Raw genomic sequence first — 16,513 nt, forward strand, 5'->3', positions numbered from 1 at the left:
AGGGACTTCCAAGCGTAAAAAAGCCTTCAAGAACTCGGTCTAAATCCCAATTTTTCCTCTTCCATATTTTCTTTTAGTAACTCAGCCATAGCTGAGTCAATTTATGCTGCTTAGTCTAAACACCAGTAATTACACTTGACACAGAAAATGATTGCAAGTAAACTAATAATTACAAGTTAAGTTTTGATAAACCCAGGGAGTCGCTAAACAAATGGTTCTGAGCGAGGAACCCCACATAAGGGGACAGCCCGATCAAACTTTGAAACCGAAGACAGACATCAGGGAAAGTAAAAATGACCAAGAGACGCAATCTAAAAACTCACCAGCCCAGCCACACCCGTCAAAGCCTTACAGCCTCCGGTTGGCTAAAACCCCAGTGCTGGCAAATCTCCAAAACAGAAGCCGCCGAAGCCCTGAGAATGCCCGTCAAGCGCATAGTCAAAGTCTACCCCAAACAACATCAAGTAATAGTCGTTTACCTGAACAAGAAAGGACAAAAATGCAGTTCTTTTTTCAGCTACAGACTATTTGCCAGATGGCAACAAGAGGCGATCGCAGCAGTTGCCCGTTGGCGAAACCAGCAAATCCTAGCACCCCTAGAAGTCAGTGTACAATACGACCTCGAACATTTCAAATATCCAGTGGCGATCGCCGATGCAATTTGGGAAGCCCTACTCAACCAGATCTCCCGCGTAACAAGGGAACTGAGGCTGAGCAAACAATGCGCTTAGCCCCCCATCACTCCATCAATTAGTAGAAGCCGCCAACTCAGCCAAACGTTCCTGCTGATCCTGAGAAATGCAAGTTTGAATAATCCCCTCAATATCCCCTTCCAAAACACTATTGAGCGAGAAATTTTCCCCCAAACGGTGGTCGGTAGCCCGATTGTCCTTATAGTTGTAAGTGCGAATCTTCTCCGATCGCGAACCAGTACCAACCTGAGCTAAACGCCGCGACTTCACCTCATCCTGCTGCTCCCGCAACTTCATCTCATAGAGCTTAGCCCGCAAAATCTGCATCGCCCGCTCCTTATTCTGCAACTGACTGCGCTCCTCAGTACAGAAAATCCGAATTCCCGTCGGCTTGTGAAACAAATCCGCAGCAGTTTCCACCTTGTTCACGTTTTGACCGCCAGCGCCGCCCGATCGAGCCGTACTCATCTCAATATCCTTCGGATCGATGTGAATCTCCACATCATCAACCTCCGGCATCACAGCCACCGTCGCCGTCGAAGTATGCACCCGGCCGCCAGCCTCAGTCACCGGCACCCGCTGCACCCGGTGTACTCCAGCCTCAAACTTCAGCTTGCTGTAAACGCTATCGCCTGTAATTTCCAGAATTACTTCTTTAAAGCCGCCCATTTCCGCCAGCGACTCGCTCACCAACTTCACCTGCCAGCCTTGAGTTTGAGCGTAACGCGAATACAGCCGCAGCAAATCTCCCGCCCAAATACTAGCCTCATCTCCGCCAGTACCCGCCCGAATTTCCAGCATAATATTCTTGTCATCATTCGGGTCGCGCGGCAGCAGCAAAACCTTCAAACGACTTTCCAAACTCTCCAGTTTCGACTCAAGTTCCTCAACTTCCAGCGCAGCCATTTGCTGCATTTCTCGATCGCCCGCTGCTTCCTTGAGAACCTGTCGCGCGCCCACCAAATCTTCCTGAGTGGTTTTCCACAGAGCAAAAGTATCGACCACTTCCTCCAAGGACGATCGAGCTTTCGCTACCCGTTGAAACTCTTGATTGTCCCTAGCGACATCCGGGTCAGCCATGCGGCGAGTCAACTCATTAAAAGTTTGCTCTACCGACTTCAATTTATCCAGCAAATAAGATTCAGCCATTGTCAGTTGTCCTTTGTCAATCGATTTTAGATTTTAGATTTTAGATTTTAGATTTTAGATTTGAAGAACAGTTGGGATAGAATCTCGATCAAACTCAACTGCCTGCATAGCAAGTCTTCAATCTAAACTCTCCCATCCGAGGGCGGATCGATTTTAGATTTTAGATTTTAGATTTTAGAACTCAAGAGCAGTTAGGATAGAATGTCGATCGAACTCTACTCGCTCGAAGTAAACTGCCTGCATAGCAAGTCTTCAATCTAAAATCTAAAATCCAAGGGCGGTAAGTTGCCAGTAGAAAAAACTACTCTCAACAAACTGCGGACAAATGACAATCCGGCTACTTCTTCTTTTTGCCTTTACCAGCAGCCTTAGCAGCATCTGCTTTCGGGTCTTCCATTTTCAGCGGTCCAGAGGAAGCATCTGCCTTCGGCATTTCTACCTCGGTCATGCCGTATTTCCGCATAAAGCGCTCCACACGACCTTCAGTATCAATAATCTTCTGAGTGCCAGTATAAAAAGGATGATTTCCCGACCAGACATCAACTTGAAGCTTTGGTCTAGTTGAACCCACAGTCATCACAAGTTCCCCGTTGCAATAAACCTGAGATTCGGGATACCACTCAGGGTGAATGCCATCTTTTGCCATTGTTTTTTACTCTCTAATTTTTGACTTTACAACCATTTTAGCTGCCGCAGGACTTGTACACCAACAACAGCACGAATTTTGCCTTATATCTGTTGGAACCAGGAATCAGGAATCGGAAATAAACTTCAAAAAAAGGCAGATATAATCTGGATAGATAATTTTTGCCTTTTCCTGGTTCCTGGTTCCTTCTTCCTTCTTCCCTCGATTACCGCTTCGAGTATTGAGGAGCTTTGCGAGCTTTCCGCAAACCGTACTTTTTCCGTTCTTTGGCCCGCGGGTCGCGAGTCAAATAGCCCTCAGTCTTCAGAGGCTTGCGGTTGTCCGGGTCTAATTGACAAAGTGCTCTAGCCACACCCAAGCGAATCGAGTCAGCCTGACCTGTCAAGCCACCGCCTTCGACTTTTACCAAAATGTCGTACTCATTTTCCAGACCCAAAGTTTCCAGAGGGGCCTTAGCGAGAGCCAAATAAGTAGGATTGAATTGCAGGTACAAATCCCCCTCTTTACCATTGACAGTCAGTATGCCAGTGCCGGGAACCAAGCGCACCCGCGCTACGGAACATTTGCGGCGGCCGGTACCCCAGTACACAGCGCGACCCGATGTATCTGTTGCTTGCATTACTCATTTCCTCCCGGAATCGTGTGAACAATTAATTCTTCTGGTTTTTGAGCTTGGTGCGGGTGGTTGGGGCCAGCGTACACCTTCAGTTTAGTAAACAGTTGTCTGCCCAGAGATGTGTGAGGCAGCATTCCCCGTATAGCTTCTTCGACAATTCTTTCGGGCAAACGTGCTTGTAATTTGGCAAAAGTTTCTGTTTTCATGCCGCCCGGTCTTCCAGAATGGCGGCGGTAGATTTTCTGGGTGCGTTTTTTGCCAGTAACAGCGATTTTGTCAGCATTGATGACAATTACGAAGTCGCCGGTATCCATAGAAGGAGTGTAAGTCGGTTTGTGTTTCCCCCGGAGGTACATGGCAACTTCAGTTGCCAGACGGCCCAGCCGCTGGTCGGCGGCATCGACCACGTACCACTTGTGCTCTAGGGAGTCTTGAGTAGGGACGTAAGTTTTGTTCATTGTTTGTGGTTAGTTGTCTATTAACTGTTAACTGTTGTTAGTTGTCAGTTGTCAGTTGTCAGTTGTCAGTTTTTAATTGTTAGTTGTCCTTAGTTTTTTATTAGTAGTTACCTAATGACTAATGACTAATGACTAATGACTAATGACTAATGACTAATTTTGGCTGAGTGTCGTACCAGACATCTGGAGGAAAGGGAAATTCTGAATAGCCAACCCGCAGCAGGCACAAACCTTGAGCTGGAGCGGCATATTTTACCATTTCTCGGCGTTCGTTGACCCAGATATCTGTGAAATTGTCGATCGGCCTTTCCCCGCGACCCACCTGCACCAGCAACCCCACCAGCAGCCGCATCATCCCGTACAGAAACCCGCTCGCCTGAACCTCAATATATATAAGAGGCCCAGAACGCTGACACTCGGCCGCTTGTACGTCCACCCAGGAATGGGGGCGTGCAGACCCCGCGCGGTGGAAAGCAGCCAGGTGATGCCGCCCGATTAGCGGTGTCAATGCTGTCTGAATCAAAGATTCATCCACAGGGGCGTGATAGCAGTGCCAAGCAAAAGGACGCACAAACAAATTAGGGGTCGGGTCTGTATAAAGGGTGTAGCGATAGCGCCGCCAACTGGCTGAGAACCGAGCGTGCCAGGTAGGTTCCACCTTTGCCGAAGCTCGAATTAAAATATCTTTTGCCAGTCGAGAGTTGAGAACGCTTGCCCAGCGGTGAGCCGGAATTGGGCCCGGGGCGTCAAAATGGGCTACTTGAGCAGCGGCGTGAACTCCCGCGTCAGTTCTCCCGGCAGCGTGCAGCGTTACCGGGCGTTCCAGAACAGTCGATATTGCTGTTTCAATTTCTTCTTGTACTGTACGCTGGTTCGGCTGTCGCTGCCAACCGTGAAAGTTAGTGCCGAGGTATTGGATCACCAGAGCAACGCGCTGTATCGATTGGGGATTGTCGGTTGGGGATTTTGGATTGTCAGTCATAAATCACAAATCTCCAACCCAAAATTGAATTAAACCAGTTCAACGATCGCCATTTCGGAATTGTCTCCTTGACGGGGGACAGTTCGTACTACGCGGGTGTAGCCCCCGTTGCGCGAGCCGTACCGTTCTTGTGCCGCCTCAAACAAGGCGTGTACTAACTGTTTATCGTAGATATAGCCCATAGCTTGGCGGCGAGAGGCCAAGGAGCCATCTTTGGCCAGGGTAATCATCCTGTCCGCCTCTGAGCGCAGCGCTTTGGCGCGCGCAAGAGTGGTCGTGATTTTACCGTGGCGGATTAATTCGGTGGTCAGCGAGCGCAGTAGGGCGCGGCGCTGGTCAGCCGGTTTGCTGAGTTGGGGAACGCGACAGCGGTGACGCATGGCAGTTGGTAATTGGTAATTGGTAATTGGGCGCCGGGATAGTCCGCGAGTTTTGAGCGGTGAATTCTTTAACTTAAAAACTCACCTACTTAAAATTCAGAACTTTTTTATCCGTTACCCGTTGATTAACTTTTAGCTGATTTTTCCTGTGGCAAGGTAATGCCCAAGCGTTTTTGTAAAGCTTCAATCACTTCTTCTGCGGACTTCTGCCCGAAATTCTTGATCTCGAGCAAGTCTTCTTGGGTATAATCCAATAAGTCTGCGACTGAGTTGATCTGAGCCCGCTTGAGACAGTTGTAAGCCCGGACGGACAACTGCAATTCTTCGATCGGAATTTGGCTGGTAGGATCGGCTTCACCGGGATACTCTGGTTTGAGAGAATCTTGGGTGATGTCTTTGAGAGGTGCAAATAAATCTACCAGGATGTGGGCAGATTGACTCAAAGCTTCTTGAGGCGTCACGCTGCCATCAGTCCAGATTTCCATAATCAGCCGGTCTTTTTCGACCGTGCCGCCTACCCTAGCATCTTCAACGCTGTAGTTGACTCTGCGAATCGGCATAAAGATGGCGTCAATTTGGAGAAAATCCAAAGCCGACCCATCATCGCGACTGCGGTCTACTGCTCGGTATCCGATGCCTTTTTCAATTCTGAATTCCATTTCCAGAACTGAGCCGGGCGAGAGAGTTGCAATGTACTGGGAGCGATCGATCAATTCCACCTCAGAGGGCAAATCGAATCGATCGGCCGTAACTGTGACGGGCCCCTCAATCCGCAACCTGCCGATTTGCGGCTGCTGAGAATGAGTTTTGAGGACGACCTCTTTCATGTTCAGGAGAATTTCTAGAACATCCTCACGTACCCCTTCGATCGTGGCAAACTCGTGATTGACGCCCGCGATTCGGACTGAAGTTACTGCTGTTCCTTCCAAATTTGACAGCAGAACTCGCCGAAGCGCATTCCCAACAGTTGTTCCTTGACCGCGATCGAGCGGTTCCAGAACAAATTTTCCGTACTGACTGCGGTCTTTGTCAGTGTTAGACTCTATACATTCAATTTGAAACTGCGCCACGGAGTGACCTCCCTTTTCCACTTTGGATTTTTGATTTTGGATTTTAGATTGCAGAGCATACCCCTGAACGGATTTCGGATTTTGGATGGACGGGGCAACAGTTAGAACCATTAGTTTTTGACTTTAAGCAGTTAGCCATTATCCAAAATCTAAAATCTAAAATCTCAAATCGTTTTAGACTCTACGCCGCTTGGGAGGGCGACAGCCGTTGTGAGGAATTGGGGTAACATCTCTAATCAGGGTGATTTCCAGTCCCGCCCCTTGCAGCGCCCGGATTGCAGTTTCTCTACCTGCTCCAGGCCCGCTCACCATTACTTCTATTTGGCGCATTCCTTGGTCGTTGGCTCTGCGGGCAGCACTTTCTGCTGCTGTTTGAGCTGCAAAGGGAGTCCCCTTCTTAGCTCCTTTAAAACCGCTGGAACCTGCCGATGCCCAGGATATCACTTCGCCGTTGAGGTCGGTAATAGTTACTATCGTGTTGTTAAAGGTAGACTGGATGTAGCCTACCCCATTGGGTACATTCCGTTTCTGCTTTTTTGCACCAGATTTCTTGCCTGTTTGTTGTCGCGCCATATTAGTCTCTTTAACGTTTCTCTCAACTAATGTCCCGAAGCGCTAGGAGCCAGCAGCCCCCAGCGTATTTTTCCAAAAAAGATGTTACTTCTTGGAAGGTGCCTTTTTCTTGCCCGCAACTGTTCGGCGGACGCCACGACGGGTTCTGGCGTTGGTACGGGTTCGTTGTCCCCGCACCGGCAGACCCAAACGGTGACGCCGACCGCGATAAGTTCCGATGTCCATCAGGCGCTTGATGTTCATTGACTCCCAGCGCCGGAGGTCTCCTTCGATTTGGTATGTTGTTTCTACATGAGCCCGCAGAGCTGTCACGTCGGCCTCTGTTAAATCCTTGACGCGAGTGTCAGGATTTACGCCTGTTGCAGCGATAATTTTTTGGGCCCGCGACAAGCCTATTCCGTAAATGTATGTCAGACCTATTTCGACGCGCTTATCGCGTGGAAGGTCTACCCCGGCAATCCGTGCCACACTTTTTGTCTCCCTAGTTTTCCTGTTTGGCTACAATGTTCAATTAGGATGCACCTGCGTGCAGTGCCCAATCTTCCTTTTTTCTAACCTTGGCGTTGTTTGTGTTTCGGGTTAGTGCATATCACCATCACTCGACCGCGACGGCGGATGACGCGACATTTTTCACAAATTTTTTTGACAGATGCTCGAACTTTCATCTTTCTTCCTGCCTGGAGAACCCCGCTCTAGCGGAGAACAGGCACGCTGGGACTGCCCGTAGAGCGGTGGGAGGAGAGGCTGGGCAAGGTGTAGACCTCTCCTCGATTAAATTGTATAAAGTGCGGGTTGTTTCATGAAGGAGCCCGCTTGCACCCACTCCCATTGCTGGGGTAAAGTTCGGCTGCACAGAACAAAAATGTTGGTGAGCGATACTTTTACGGTGTAACAATGACTTAACCCGGTACACCGGTGGGTTGTTGACGCCCTTCTCGGCAACACTACAAACGTAGCATTATAGCATAAATTTGACGCTTTTTACCAAATTCTCTCTAATTAAACTTAGAATTAGTTTTTAGAAAGTTTTATCTAAGCCTATTTTTTCCGAAGGCGATAAGTAATCCTGCCTTTGGTCAAGTCGTAGGGAGTCAATTCGACTTTGACGCGATCGCCAGGCAGAATTTTGATATAGTTGCGGCGGATCTTGCCGGAAATGTGAGCTAGCACGTTAAACCCATTATCTAGGTCAACGCGAAACATCGCATTAGGCAGGGATTCCGTCACTGTCCCTTCCATTTCAATTAAATCTTGCTTAGACAATTTGGTATTTACCTCAACTCTACATTTGATTAACTAGGAGTGTCCCGCTGTTTACCTCAACACCTATTTACTGGTAGGAGTGAAACGGGAAACGGGGCAAGAATTCGGGCGACTCGATCAACTTCTTGACTCAACCAACGGCTCGCTTTAGCTTTACTTGAGTAAAGTTGTGGCAATTAGTATTGAGTTCAATCCGGTCTCTAGCAACCCTCACAAAACCTAATAGCACAAAAAGCTCCTAGTTAACATATCTTAGCAAAAGCTTGCGAGTAACAAGCTGTATTGAGAGGGTTCAAGAGTCGCCCGAGAGAACTTGTTGCAGTTCGGCTGTCACTAATTCCATCGCTCGATCGCCATCAACCGCAACTAACTGTTGGCGGCCGCTGTAAAAATCAATCAAAGGCTCAGTTTGCTCGCGATAAACTTGCAATCGGCGGCGGATTGTCTCCTCATTATCATCCTGACGCCCCCGCGACAGCAGGCGAGCCACCAAAACATTGTCAGGAACGTCCAAATTGACAGCTCTGAGAGCGCAGTCCTTTCCAGACGTACTTCCTTCAACATGGCAGAGCAGTTTGTCAAAAAAAGCTGCCTGCGCGACTGTGCGGGGAAAGCCGTCGAGAATCCAGCCAGCACGAGCATCTGGCTGATTCATACGTTCTTGCACGATATCCATCAATAACTCGTCAGGAACCAACTCTCCCCGATCCATGTAGGATTGTGCCTTTTGACCCAAGTCAGTTTTGGCAACTACGCAGGCGCGTAGGATGTCACCTGTAGAAATGTGGGGTATTTTCCAGAGAGCTGCTAAGAGCTGAGCCTGAGTTCCCTTTCCTGCCCCTGGAGGCCCCATAAAAATCAATTGCATTGCGATTACTTCACCATTCCTTCATATCGCTGGGAGATGACGTAAGTTTGAATTTGCTTAGCAGTTTCGATCGCGACACCTACTAAAATCAGTAGGGAAGTTGCGCCAAAACCTCTAAAAGTTTGCACTCCGATCGCGCTTTCTACAGCAGTTGGTACAATGGCCACCAGACCGAGAAATATCGCTCCCAAGAAAGTCAAACGGTTCAAAACCTTCTCCACATAATCGCTGGTTTTCTGACCGGGACGAATTCCAGGAATGCTGGCACCCATTTTCTTCAAGTTCTGAGACATATCTACGGGGTTGACAATCAACGAAGCGTAGAAATAGCTGAAGAACAGAATCAAAGTCAGATAAAACAGCGCGTAAGCCCAAGGGGTCGGCCCATTCGGACTCAAAACATTAGCAACTTGAACCAAAAACGGGTTATTGAGAGACTGAGCGAGGAAAGAAGGCACAATCAAAACCGAAGATGCAAAAATAATCGGCATCACTCCGCCTTGATTCAAGCGCAGGGGCAGATAGCTCCGGCTCTCCCGATAAACTTTGCGGCCGACTTGGCGGCGGGCCGAAATAATCGGAATGCGGCGAGTACCTTCCTGAACAAAAACAATCCCAACAATAGTCACCAAAAAGACCAGCAGCAGAACTACTACACGGCCGACAACTTGCGTGTCCCCACTTTGAGCCAATTCAAAAGTTTGTCCCAAAGAGCGCGGCAATACCGACACAATATTGATAAAAATCAGTAGCGACGCTCCGTTCCCGATACCTCGTTCCGTCACCACTTCCGATATCCACATTACAAACATTGAGCCTGCCGTCAAAGCCAAAGCAGTTTGTGCTATGAATAAAGGCGATGGAGATTGAGCAAAAGGGCTGACCCAAATCGCAATGCCAATACTTTGCAGAATTGCCCAGCCCAAAGAAACGTAGCGAGTAATTTGAGAAATCTTGCGCCGCCCTGCTTCTCCTTCATTTTTCTGCAAGTCTTCTAAGCTTGGCAGAGCCGCAGTTAGAAGTTGCACAATAATTGAAGCATTAATGTAGGGCAAAATCCCCAGCGCGAAAATCCCCAAAGCTGACAAGCCACCTCCTGAGAACAAATCCAAAAAGCCAATTAAAGGGCTATTTTGGACGTTTTGGGCAAAGGCGACTCGATCGATGCCGGGGACTGGCAAGTGGACACCCAGGCGTACTAAAATCAGTAAGCCAAGGGTTACGAGGATGCGGCCTCGTAAACCAGCAGCTTGAGCCATCTGCATGAACGTCTCTTGTGCAGTTGGCGCTTTTTCTCTACTAACGTCCATAGTTACGATTTTGGATTTTAGATTTGGGATTTTCGACTAAATCATTTTCTGATAGCAAGCTTGAGGATTTGAGATTTGGACAGACTCTCAAACCTCAAATCTTCACGCAACTAATTCGCAACTTCCGCCTGCAGCTTCAATTTTGGTGCGAGCACCTGCGGTAAAAGCCGAGGCGCGCACTTGCAAAGGTACATTCAGTTCACCATCTCCTAAGATTTTCAGCGGCCCGTCGTCTGTGGTGACAATTTTTGCTTGGATCAAAGAGGCGAGAGTAACTTCTGTGTTTGCTGGCAGTGATGCTAATTTACTTACATTAATGGTAGTGTACTCTTTGCGGTTCACTAGAGGGAAGCTTTTCAACTTGGGGAGACGGCGGTAGAGAGGATTTTGACCTCCTTCAAAACCCGGTCTAGTGCCGCTACCGGCTCTAGATTTTTGACCGCGCATCCCTTTGCCGGAGCTCGCGCCTTGACCGGCAGAAATACCTCTGCCCAAGCGTCGGGGGCGCTTTTGGGAGCCTGCCTTGGGTCGGGCGTCTTGCAATCTCATAGTTTTAGTAATTGGTAGTTGGTAATTGGTATTTAGAGAGGGGGTACGCAGTAGTTTTGAGTGCGTGAGTTTTAAGTTGCGGATTTTTTTATTTTCAACGCAAGCACTTAACACTCAAAACTTACAGTTTCCCATTCTCGCGTGCCCTAACCGTAGAGGTTTTCTACTGGAATTCCGCGCTCTTGAGCAACTTCGGACAAGGTGCGGAGGGTGGAGAGGGCATTGACTGCGGCTCGGGCGTTGTTTAAGGGATTTCCAGAACCTAGCTGTTTGGCTAAGATATTGCGGACTCCTGCTAGTTCGAGAACAGTTCGCACTGCTCCCCCTGCAATTACCCCGGTTCCCGGAGCGGCCGGCCGCATCATCACTTTAGCTCCGCCACCGTCACCGTTGATGGGGTGAGGGATGGAGTTAGATTTGGTGAGGGGGACTTCAATTAGGTGCTTTTTGCCGTCAGCGACGCCTTTTTTAACGGCACCGATTACGTCGCTAGCTTTGCCGACTCCTACTCCAACTTGACCGCGTTCGTTGCCGATAATGACTATGGCGCGGAAGCTGAGTTTTTTACCACCTTTGACTACTTTGGTAACGCGCCGAATCTGAACAACCCGTTCTTGCCATTCGGATTCTTTTTCGCGCCCTTTGTTGTTGCTGCTGCTTTTTTTCTTGTTGCGCTGTTCTTTTTGTTCTGCCATAGTTTTGTCCTGTGGGAATTAGTAATTGGTGAAAGGCGATCGGCAAGTGGTAATTGTTTGAGTAAAAAGTAAAAATAGAAGAAATCTGGATTTTGCCTTTTAACTTTCAACTTTTGACTTTTTACTTTTTAATTACTCATTACCCGCTACCCATTACCCCCTCTAGAAGTCTAACCCCGCTTCGCGAGCTGCTTCTGCGAGGGCTTTGACACGACCGTGATAGAGGTTGCCCCCCCGATCGAATACGACTTTGACTATGCCAGCGCTGGAACAGCGTTTGGCAATCAACTGACCGACTTGCACGCTCGCGGAGCAGTTGCCGCCAGAACTGAGAGTTGACTTCAATTCGGGGTCGAGGGTTGACGCGGCGGCCAAAGTGTGCTGGGCGGTGTCGTCGATTACTTGAGCGTAGATGTGCTGCTCTGAGCGAAATACTGCTAGTCTGGGACGTTCGGATGTGCCGAACACCTTGCGCCGAACACGGCGGTGTCTGCGCTGGACTGATTCTTTGCGAGTAAGCTTCATTGTTACTTCTTACCTGTTTTGCCTGTTTTACCAGCTTTGCGCCGGACGACTTCGCCGCTGTAGCGAATGCCTTTGCCCTTATAGACTTCGGGCGGACGCACCGCGCGGATGCGGGCTGCTGTATTGCCTACGAGTTCTTTGTCAATGCCGGAGACAATGACGTTGGTGTTGCCTTCAACTGCCATTGTGATGCCTTCTGGAGGGGGCATTTCAACGGGTTTGCTGTAACCGACGTTTAAAATCAGGTTCCGTCCTTGAACCTGTGCCCGATAACCTGTGCCGATAATTTCGAGACGCCGCTGAAAACCTTGAGATACACCTTCGACCATGTTGGCGACTAGGGTGCGGCACAAGCCGTGCAGTTGTCTGGCGACGCGAGATTCGTCTCTGCGGGTAACGAGTAAAGTCTCGCCTTCAATTCCCATGACGATTTCGGCTGGGATAACTCGGGAAAGTTCACCTTTAGGGCCTTTGACGGCTACTTTTTGACCGTCTAGGGTGATGGTGACTTTATTGGGAATGCTAATCGGACGCTTGCCAATTCGCGACATAGTTTTTTGTCCTTTGTTTTTAGTTATTAGTCCTTGATTATTAGTGCTTAGTTATTAGTCCTTAGTGATTGATTTTTGAGTCTGTTGCCAACGACCAGTGACTAATGACTAATGACTAATGACTACCAAACATAACAAAGCACTTCACCGCCCAAACCTTGGCGTCGGGCTTCTCGATCGGTCATAATGCCGCTGGAGGTAGAAATAATGGCTATGCCAATTCCGCCTAACACTCTGGGCAATTCTTTACGGTTCGAGTAAACGCGCAGTCCTGGTTTGCTGACTCGCTTAAGTGCCGTGATAATGGGCTTGCGAGTTTTACCTTTGTACTTTAGAGAAAGCACTAAATGTCGCTTGACCCCTTCTGCTTCTGCTTCTTCAAATTCGCCGATGAAGCCTTCACTTTTGAGGACTTGGGCGATGCTGCGGGTCATTTTTGTAGCTGGAATTTGCGTTGTTTGGTGGCGCGCCATGCAAGAATTGCGAATGCGCGTCAACATATCTGCTATGGTATCGTTAGCTGCCATCTTTTGCTTCTTACTCTAGTGCTTAGTTGTCCCGGAACGGCATTCCCATTTCTTTAAGCAAGGCGCGTCCTTCTTCGTCGGTGTTTGCTGTGGTGATAATTGAAATGTCCATGCCTCGAATTTGATCGATGCGGTCATATTCTATTTCTGGAAAAATTAGCTGTTCTCTCAGACCCAAGCTGTAGTTGCCGCGACCGTCGAAGCTTTTGGGGCTGATGCCGCGGAAGTCGCGGATTCGGGGGAGTGCGAGGTTGATGAGCCGATCGAGAAAATCGTACATACGATCGCCGCGCAGCGTCACCATAACGCCGACGGGTACTCCTTTGCGGATTTTGAAGCCTGCGATCGCTTTTTTCGCCCGCGTCACCACTGGTTTTTGACCGGTGATGATGCCAATTTCGTTGATCGACGAATCCAGTGCCTTAGCGTTTTGAGATGCTTCTCCCAAACCGCGGTTCACTGTGACTTTGACGAGTTTGGGAACCTGATGGATATTAGTATATTTAAACTGATCCATCAGTGTGGGAACGATTTTTCCTTGATAAAGAACCTTGAGTTTGTCCGGCATAGTTTTTGTGTTTCGTTAACTGTCCCTGGGCTTGGTCAGGGAATTTGTCGATTGTCCGTCCCACCGATGTTAGCTGTTAGTTATGAGTTTAAAAGTCACTTGTCAGAAGGCAGACTAATGACCGATGACTGATAACAAATCACTATTGATCGATGATTTCTCCAGTTTTTTTGAGCTGTCGCAGTTTCCGACCGTCTTCGCTAAATGTATAGCAAACGCGGCTAGCTACTTTTTCTTTTTCTGAATAGTGCATGACATTTGAGCTGTGAATGGGAGCCTCAAACGTGAGTATTTTCCCGGACTCTCCCTCTTGCTGGGGCTTGACGTGCTTGGTTCTGATGTTTACACCTTTAACAATTACTTTGCTGACTTTAGGATATGTCTTTAAGATTTCTCCGACTTTTCCTTTCTCTTTGCCAGTAATTATTTGCACGGTGTCGCCTGCTTTGACGTGCATTCTGTAGCGCTGCGATTCGCTAGTTGGTTTACCCTTTTTTCCGTACATTTTAAAGTACCTCCGGGGCTAAGGAAACGATTTTAGTAAAGTTTTTGTCGCGCAGTTCGCGGGCGACGGGGCCGAAGACGCGAGTGCCTTTGGGGTTGCCGTCTACGTTGATAATAACGGCGGCGTTATCGTCAAAACGAATGCTCATGCCGCTGTCGCGGCGCAGGCCTTTGCGGGTTCTGACAATGACGGCCCGGACGACATCTGATTTTTTGACTGCCATATTGGGGATGGCGTCTTTGACGACGGCAATGATGACATCGCCGACTCCGCCGTAGCGGCGGTTGCCGCCTCCCAATACGCGGATGCACATCAGTTTGCGGGCTCCGCTATTGTCGGCGACATTGAGGTATGTCTGGGGTTGAATCATGGTGATTGGGGAAAAGGTAATTTGATGCTTGCTAACTGCTAACTGCTAATTGCTAATTGATGGGTAATCACAGAGTCGATCGATTGATTAGACGATCGCACACTTCAAAGCAATTAATAATTAACTGTTAGCCATTTTTTGCACCGAAAATCTCAGCAACCGTCCAACGTTTGGTTTTGCTCAGTGGGCGAGTTTCAGTGATGCGGACGCGATCGCCCGATTTACACTGATTTTCTTCGTCGTGAGCTTTGTACCGCTTGGTGCGGACTACAATTTTGCCGTATTTGGTGTGGGAGGAGCGGTTTTCGATTGCTACCACGACGGTTTTATCCATCTTGTCGCTGACTACTACGCCAACTCGTTCTTTAATTGCCATAGCTACCTATTTTTGTTGTGCAATTGACTTTTTTTTAGCTACTGTGCGATGATCGTCGGCTCGGCTGCTTCTGACTCTTGGCTGACTGCTGGGGTTGGAGCAGGCTGTGCTACCTGTTTAGATGCGGCTAATTTTTCTGCCGCTTCTTTCTCAGCAACGATTTGGCGCTCGCGTTCAACTGTCATCAATTGAGCTAGCCGGTGTTTGGCGTGCTTGAACAGGTGAGGCTTTTCCATGCGACCAGTAGCTTGCTGGAGCCGCAATTCCATTAGTTGGCGCTTGACGGCTAAAATTTGCTCTGCTACTTCAGCATCGCTTAATTCTCTAGCTTCTTTAATCTTGGTCAAAGACATAATTGTGTGCTTTCTCGTTAGCGATCTCGGTATGACAGAAGACAGAATTGTCTAGATGGTGAATGTCGAAGGAAAGAAAAGTTATGAATGACCGATTTTAAATTGCTGTAGCCGTTTAAAATTTTGACCAATGCCGACCTACTTCTACCTTCGATTATCGCTATGACTGGTCTTCTTCGCGAGTGATGAACTTGGTTTTAATTGGTAACTTGAAAGATGCCAAACGCATGGCTTCGCGGGCAGTTTCTTCACTTACACCGCCAATTTCAAACATTACCCGGCCCGGTTTGACCACGGCAACCCAAAACTCTGGTGCACCTTTACCAGAACCCATCCGGGTTTCTGCGGCACGCTGGGTGACTGGTTTGTCGGGAAAAATACGAATCCAGATTTTGCCGCCCCGGCGGATATAGCGGGTCATGGCGCGGCGTCCGGCTTCTATTTGGCGGGAAGTGATCCAGGCGGGTTCGACAGCTTGTAGGGCGAAGTCGCCAAAGCTAACTGTATTGCCGCGGGTGGCAACACCGCTCATTCGCCCGCGCTGTTGTTTGCGGAATTTGGTTCTTTTAGGGCTTAACATGGCTTTGGGAGTTGGGTAATTGGTAATTGGTAATTGCTAATTGGTGATTGTTAATTGCTAATTGGTTTGGAACAACTCACACTTAACAAATGACAACTAACAGTTAACAATTAGCTAGCCTTCGTTCGATCTATCTTCAAAGTTCTGGCGGCGGCGCTTTTGTTTGGTGCGGGGCACTGCTGCATTTGGTGCAGATTCTGGTTCTTGTCCGGGAATAATTTCGCCTTTGAAAACCCAAACTTTAATGCCGAGAATACCGTAGATGGTTTGAGCAGTGCAGTAGGAGTAGTCGATGTCGGCCCGCAGCGTGTGCAACGGAACTCTTCCTTCGCGTGTCCATTCGGTACGAGCGATTTCTGCGCCGTTGAGGCGTCCGCTGACTTGAATTTTGATGCCTTGGATGCCGACTTTTTGAGCGCGGGTGATTGCTTGGCGGACGACTCGGCGGAAGGATACGCGCCGTTCTAGTTGCTGAGCAATGTATTCAGCGATCAGTGTGGCATCGGCGTCTACTCGCTGAACTTCGACGACGTTGATGCGGATTTGGCGGTTGCTACCGAGTTGCTGCTGCAAACCGACGCGCAAGGTTTCGATGCCTGCTCCGCCGCGACCGACGACAACGCCTGGTCTGGCGGTGAACACTTCTAGGTCGATTTGATCGGCTTTACGCTCAATTTTGACCGAGGAAATGCCCGCATTGTTGAGCGTTTTACGAACGTACTTGCGAATTTTATAGTCTTCTTGCAAGAGTTCTGGATAGTTTTTGGGATCGGCAAACCAACGAGAGCGGTGCTCTTGGGTAATGCCGAGACGAAAACCAATTGGATGTATTTTTTGGCCCATAATAGTTGATGAGTTAATTGGTAATTGGTAATTGGTAATTGGTAATTGGTAATTGGTGATTACC

General features: G+C 48.6%; 26 protein-coding genes. 1 reads left to right on the plus strand and 25 read right to left on the minus strand.

Annotated features, from left to right (window positions below; translation table 11 throughout):
• Positions 1–293: 293 nt before the first annotated feature.
• Complete coding sequence (locus tag QUB33_RS17760; protein ID WP_333352043.1) at positions 294–731, plus strand: hypothetical protein; 438 nt, start codon at positions 294–296, stop codon at positions 729–731.
• Between the two features lie 15 nt (positions 732–746).
• On the opposite strand, the gene prfA is transcribed toward QUB33_RS17760, so the two are convergent.
• The 25 genes from prfA to rpsC all read right to left on the minus strand — a co-directional run bounded on the left by prfA (position 747) and on the right by rpsC (position 16,449).
• Positions 747–1,841, minus strand: coding sequence for a peptide chain release factor 1 (prfA, locus tag QUB33_RS17765; RefSeq protein ID WP_333045772.1), 1,095 nt, complete (start codon positions 1,839–1,841; stop codon positions 747–749).
• A gap of 337 nt (positions 1,842–2,178) precedes the next feature.
• Complete coding sequence (gene rpmE / locus QUB33_RS17770) at positions 2,179–2,487, minus strand: 50S ribosomal protein L31 (RefSeq protein WP_333059812.1); 309 nt, start codon at positions 2,485–2,487, stop codon at positions 2,179–2,181.
• Positions 2,488–2,692: 205 nt separating this feature from the next.
• Positions 2,693–3,106 carry a 30S ribosomal protein S9 gene (rpsI, locus tag QUB33_RS17775; RefSeq protein WP_194067224.1) on the minus strand — a complete coding sequence of 138 codons (414 nt, stop codon included), beginning with the start codon at positions 3,104–3,106 and terminating at the stop codon, positions 2,693–2,695.
• The gene (gene rplM, locus QUB33_RS17780) at positions 3,106–3,561 is read right to left on the minus strand and encodes a 50S ribosomal protein L13 (protein WP_015178725.1); all 456 of its coding nucleotides are present in this window, start codon (positions 3,559–3,561) and stop codon (positions 3,106–3,108) included. Before rplM ends, rpsI begins: the two co-directional genes overlap by 1 nt.
• Before the next feature lie 139 nt (positions 3,562–3,700).
• The gene (gene truA / locus QUB33_RS17785) at positions 3,701–4,543 is read right to left on the minus strand and encodes a tRNA pseudouridine(38-40) synthase TruA (protein ID WP_333160331.1); all 843 of its coding nucleotides are present in this window, start codon (positions 4,541–4,543) and stop codon (positions 3,701–3,703) included.
• Positions 4,544–4,572: 29 nt separating this feature from the next.
• The gene (gene rplQ, locus QUB33_RS17790; protein ID WP_006634978.1) at positions 4,573–4,923 is read right to left on the minus strand and encodes a 50S ribosomal protein L17; all 351 of its coding nucleotides are present in this window, start codon (positions 4,921–4,923) and stop codon (positions 4,573–4,575) included.
• A 125-nt stretch (positions 4,924–5,048) separates the two neighbouring features.
• Positions 5,049–5,993 carry a DNA-directed RNA polymerase subunit alpha gene (locus QUB33_RS17795; protein ID WP_332958426.1) on the minus strand — a complete coding sequence of 315 codons (945 nt, stop codon included), beginning with the start codon at positions 5,991–5,993 and terminating at the stop codon, positions 5,049–5,051.
• A gap of 174 nt (positions 5,994–6,167) precedes the next feature.
• A complete protein-coding gene (gene rpsK, locus QUB33_RS17800) occupies positions 6,168–6,566 on the minus strand; it encodes a 30S ribosomal protein S11 (protein WP_006634980.1) in 399 nt (132 codons plus the stop codon).
• Between the two features lie 84 nt (positions 6,567–6,650).
• A complete protein-coding gene (gene rpsM, locus QUB33_RS17805; protein WP_006634981.1) occupies positions 6,651–7,034 on the minus strand; it encodes a 30S ribosomal protein S13 in 384 nt (127 codons plus the stop codon).
• A gap of 83 nt (positions 7,035–7,117) precedes the next feature.
• Positions 7,118–7,231 carry a 50S ribosomal protein L36 gene (gene rpmJ, locus QUB33_RS17810; protein WP_015178722.1) on the minus strand — a complete coding sequence of 38 codons (114 nt, stop codon included), beginning with the start codon at positions 7,229–7,231 and terminating at the stop codon, positions 7,118–7,120.
• 373 nt (positions 7,232–7,604) lie between these two features.
• Entirely contained in the window at positions 7,605–7,829 is a 225-nt protein-coding gene (gene infA, locus QUB33_RS17815; RefSeq protein ID WP_006276978.1) for a translation initiation factor IF-1, read from the minus strand.
• Positions 7,830–8,121: 292 nt separating this feature from the next.
• Positions 8,122–8,697, minus strand: coding sequence for an adenylate kinase (locus QUB33_RS17820; RefSeq protein ID WP_333352046.1), 576 nt, complete (start codon positions 8,695–8,697; stop codon positions 8,122–8,124).
• 5 nt (positions 8,698–8,702) lie between these two features.
• The gene (secY, locus tag QUB33_RS17825) at positions 8,703–10,007 is read right to left on the minus strand and encodes a preprotein translocase subunit SecY (RefSeq protein WP_333215392.1); all 1,305 of its coding nucleotides are present in this window, start codon (positions 10,005–10,007) and stop codon (positions 8,703–8,705) included.
• A 102-nt stretch (positions 10,008–10,109) separates the two neighbouring features.
• A complete protein-coding gene (gene rplO, locus QUB33_RS17830; protein ID WP_172190406.1) occupies positions 10,110–10,556 on the minus strand; it encodes a 50S ribosomal protein L15 in 447 nt (148 codons plus the stop codon).
• A 146-nt stretch (positions 10,557–10,702) separates the two neighbouring features.
• Positions 10,703–11,251 (minus strand): 30S ribosomal protein S5, encoded by a 549-nt coding sequence (rpsE, locus tag QUB33_RS17835; RefSeq protein ID WP_190745441.1) that lies wholly within the window; start codon positions 11,249–11,251, stop codon positions 10,703–10,705.
• A gap of 162 nt (positions 11,252–11,413) precedes the next feature.
• On the minus strand, positions 11,414–11,776 hold the full coding sequence (gene rplR / locus QUB33_RS17840; RefSeq protein ID WP_006634986.1) for a 50S ribosomal protein L18: 363 nt from the start codon (positions 11,774–11,776) through the stop codon (positions 11,414–11,416).
• 2 nt (positions 11,777–11,778) lie between these two features.
• Positions 11,779–12,327 carry a 50S ribosomal protein L6 gene (rplF, locus tag QUB33_RS17845; RefSeq protein WP_333352048.1) on the minus strand — a complete coding sequence of 183 codons (549 nt, stop codon included), beginning with the start codon at positions 12,325–12,327 and terminating at the stop codon, positions 11,779–11,781.
• 122 nt (positions 12,328–12,449) lie between these two features.
• Positions 12,450–12,854: a 30S ribosomal protein S8 gene (gene rpsH, locus QUB33_RS17850; RefSeq protein WP_190657976.1), complete on the minus strand. Its 405-nt coding sequence runs from the start codon at positions 12,852–12,854 to the stop codon at positions 12,450–12,452.
• Positions 12,855–12,876: 22 nt separating this feature from the next.
• The gene (gene rplE / locus QUB33_RS17855) at positions 12,877–13,422 is read right to left on the minus strand and encodes a 50S ribosomal protein L5 (RefSeq protein ID WP_006634989.1); all 546 of its coding nucleotides are present in this window, start codon (positions 13,420–13,422) and stop codon (positions 12,877–12,879) included.
• A gap of 142 nt (positions 13,423–13,564) precedes the next feature.
• Complete coding sequence (gene rplX, locus QUB33_RS17860; RefSeq protein ID WP_333215389.1) at positions 13,565–13,927, minus strand: 50S ribosomal protein L24; 363 nt, start codon at positions 13,925–13,927, stop codon at positions 13,565–13,567.
• A gap of 1 nt (position 13,928) precedes the next feature.
• Entirely contained in the window at positions 13,929–14,297 is a 369-nt protein-coding gene (rplN, locus tag QUB33_RS17865; protein WP_006634991.1) for a 50S ribosomal protein L14, read from the minus strand.
• 127 nt (positions 14,298–14,424) lie between these two features.
• Complete coding sequence (rpsQ, locus tag QUB33_RS17870) at positions 14,425–14,673, minus strand: 30S ribosomal protein S17 (RefSeq protein ID WP_015178711.1); 249 nt, start codon at positions 14,671–14,673, stop codon at positions 14,425–14,427.
• Positions 14,674–14,711: 38 nt separating this feature from the next.
• Positions 14,712–15,026, minus strand: coding sequence for a 50S ribosomal protein L29 (gene rpmC / locus QUB33_RS17875; RefSeq protein WP_333352050.1), 315 nt, complete (start codon positions 15,024–15,026; stop codon positions 14,712–14,714).
• Between the two features lie 160 nt (positions 15,027–15,186).
• Complete coding sequence (gene rplP / locus QUB33_RS17880; RefSeq protein ID WP_332958390.1) at positions 15,187–15,606, minus strand: 50S ribosomal protein L16; 420 nt, start codon at positions 15,604–15,606, stop codon at positions 15,187–15,189.
• Between the two features lie 114 nt (positions 15,607–15,720).
• Complete coding sequence (gene rpsC / locus QUB33_RS17885; RefSeq protein ID WP_333352052.1) at positions 15,721–16,449, minus strand: 30S ribosomal protein S3; 729 nt, start codon at positions 16,447–16,449, stop codon at positions 15,721–15,723.
• Positions 16,450–16,513: the final 64 nt, after the last annotated feature.

The organism is Microcoleus sp. B3-A4, from assembly GCF_036705385.1.
Taxonomy (GTDB): Bacteria; Cyanobacteriota; Cyanobacteriia; order Cyanobacteriales; family Microcoleaceae; genus Microcoleus.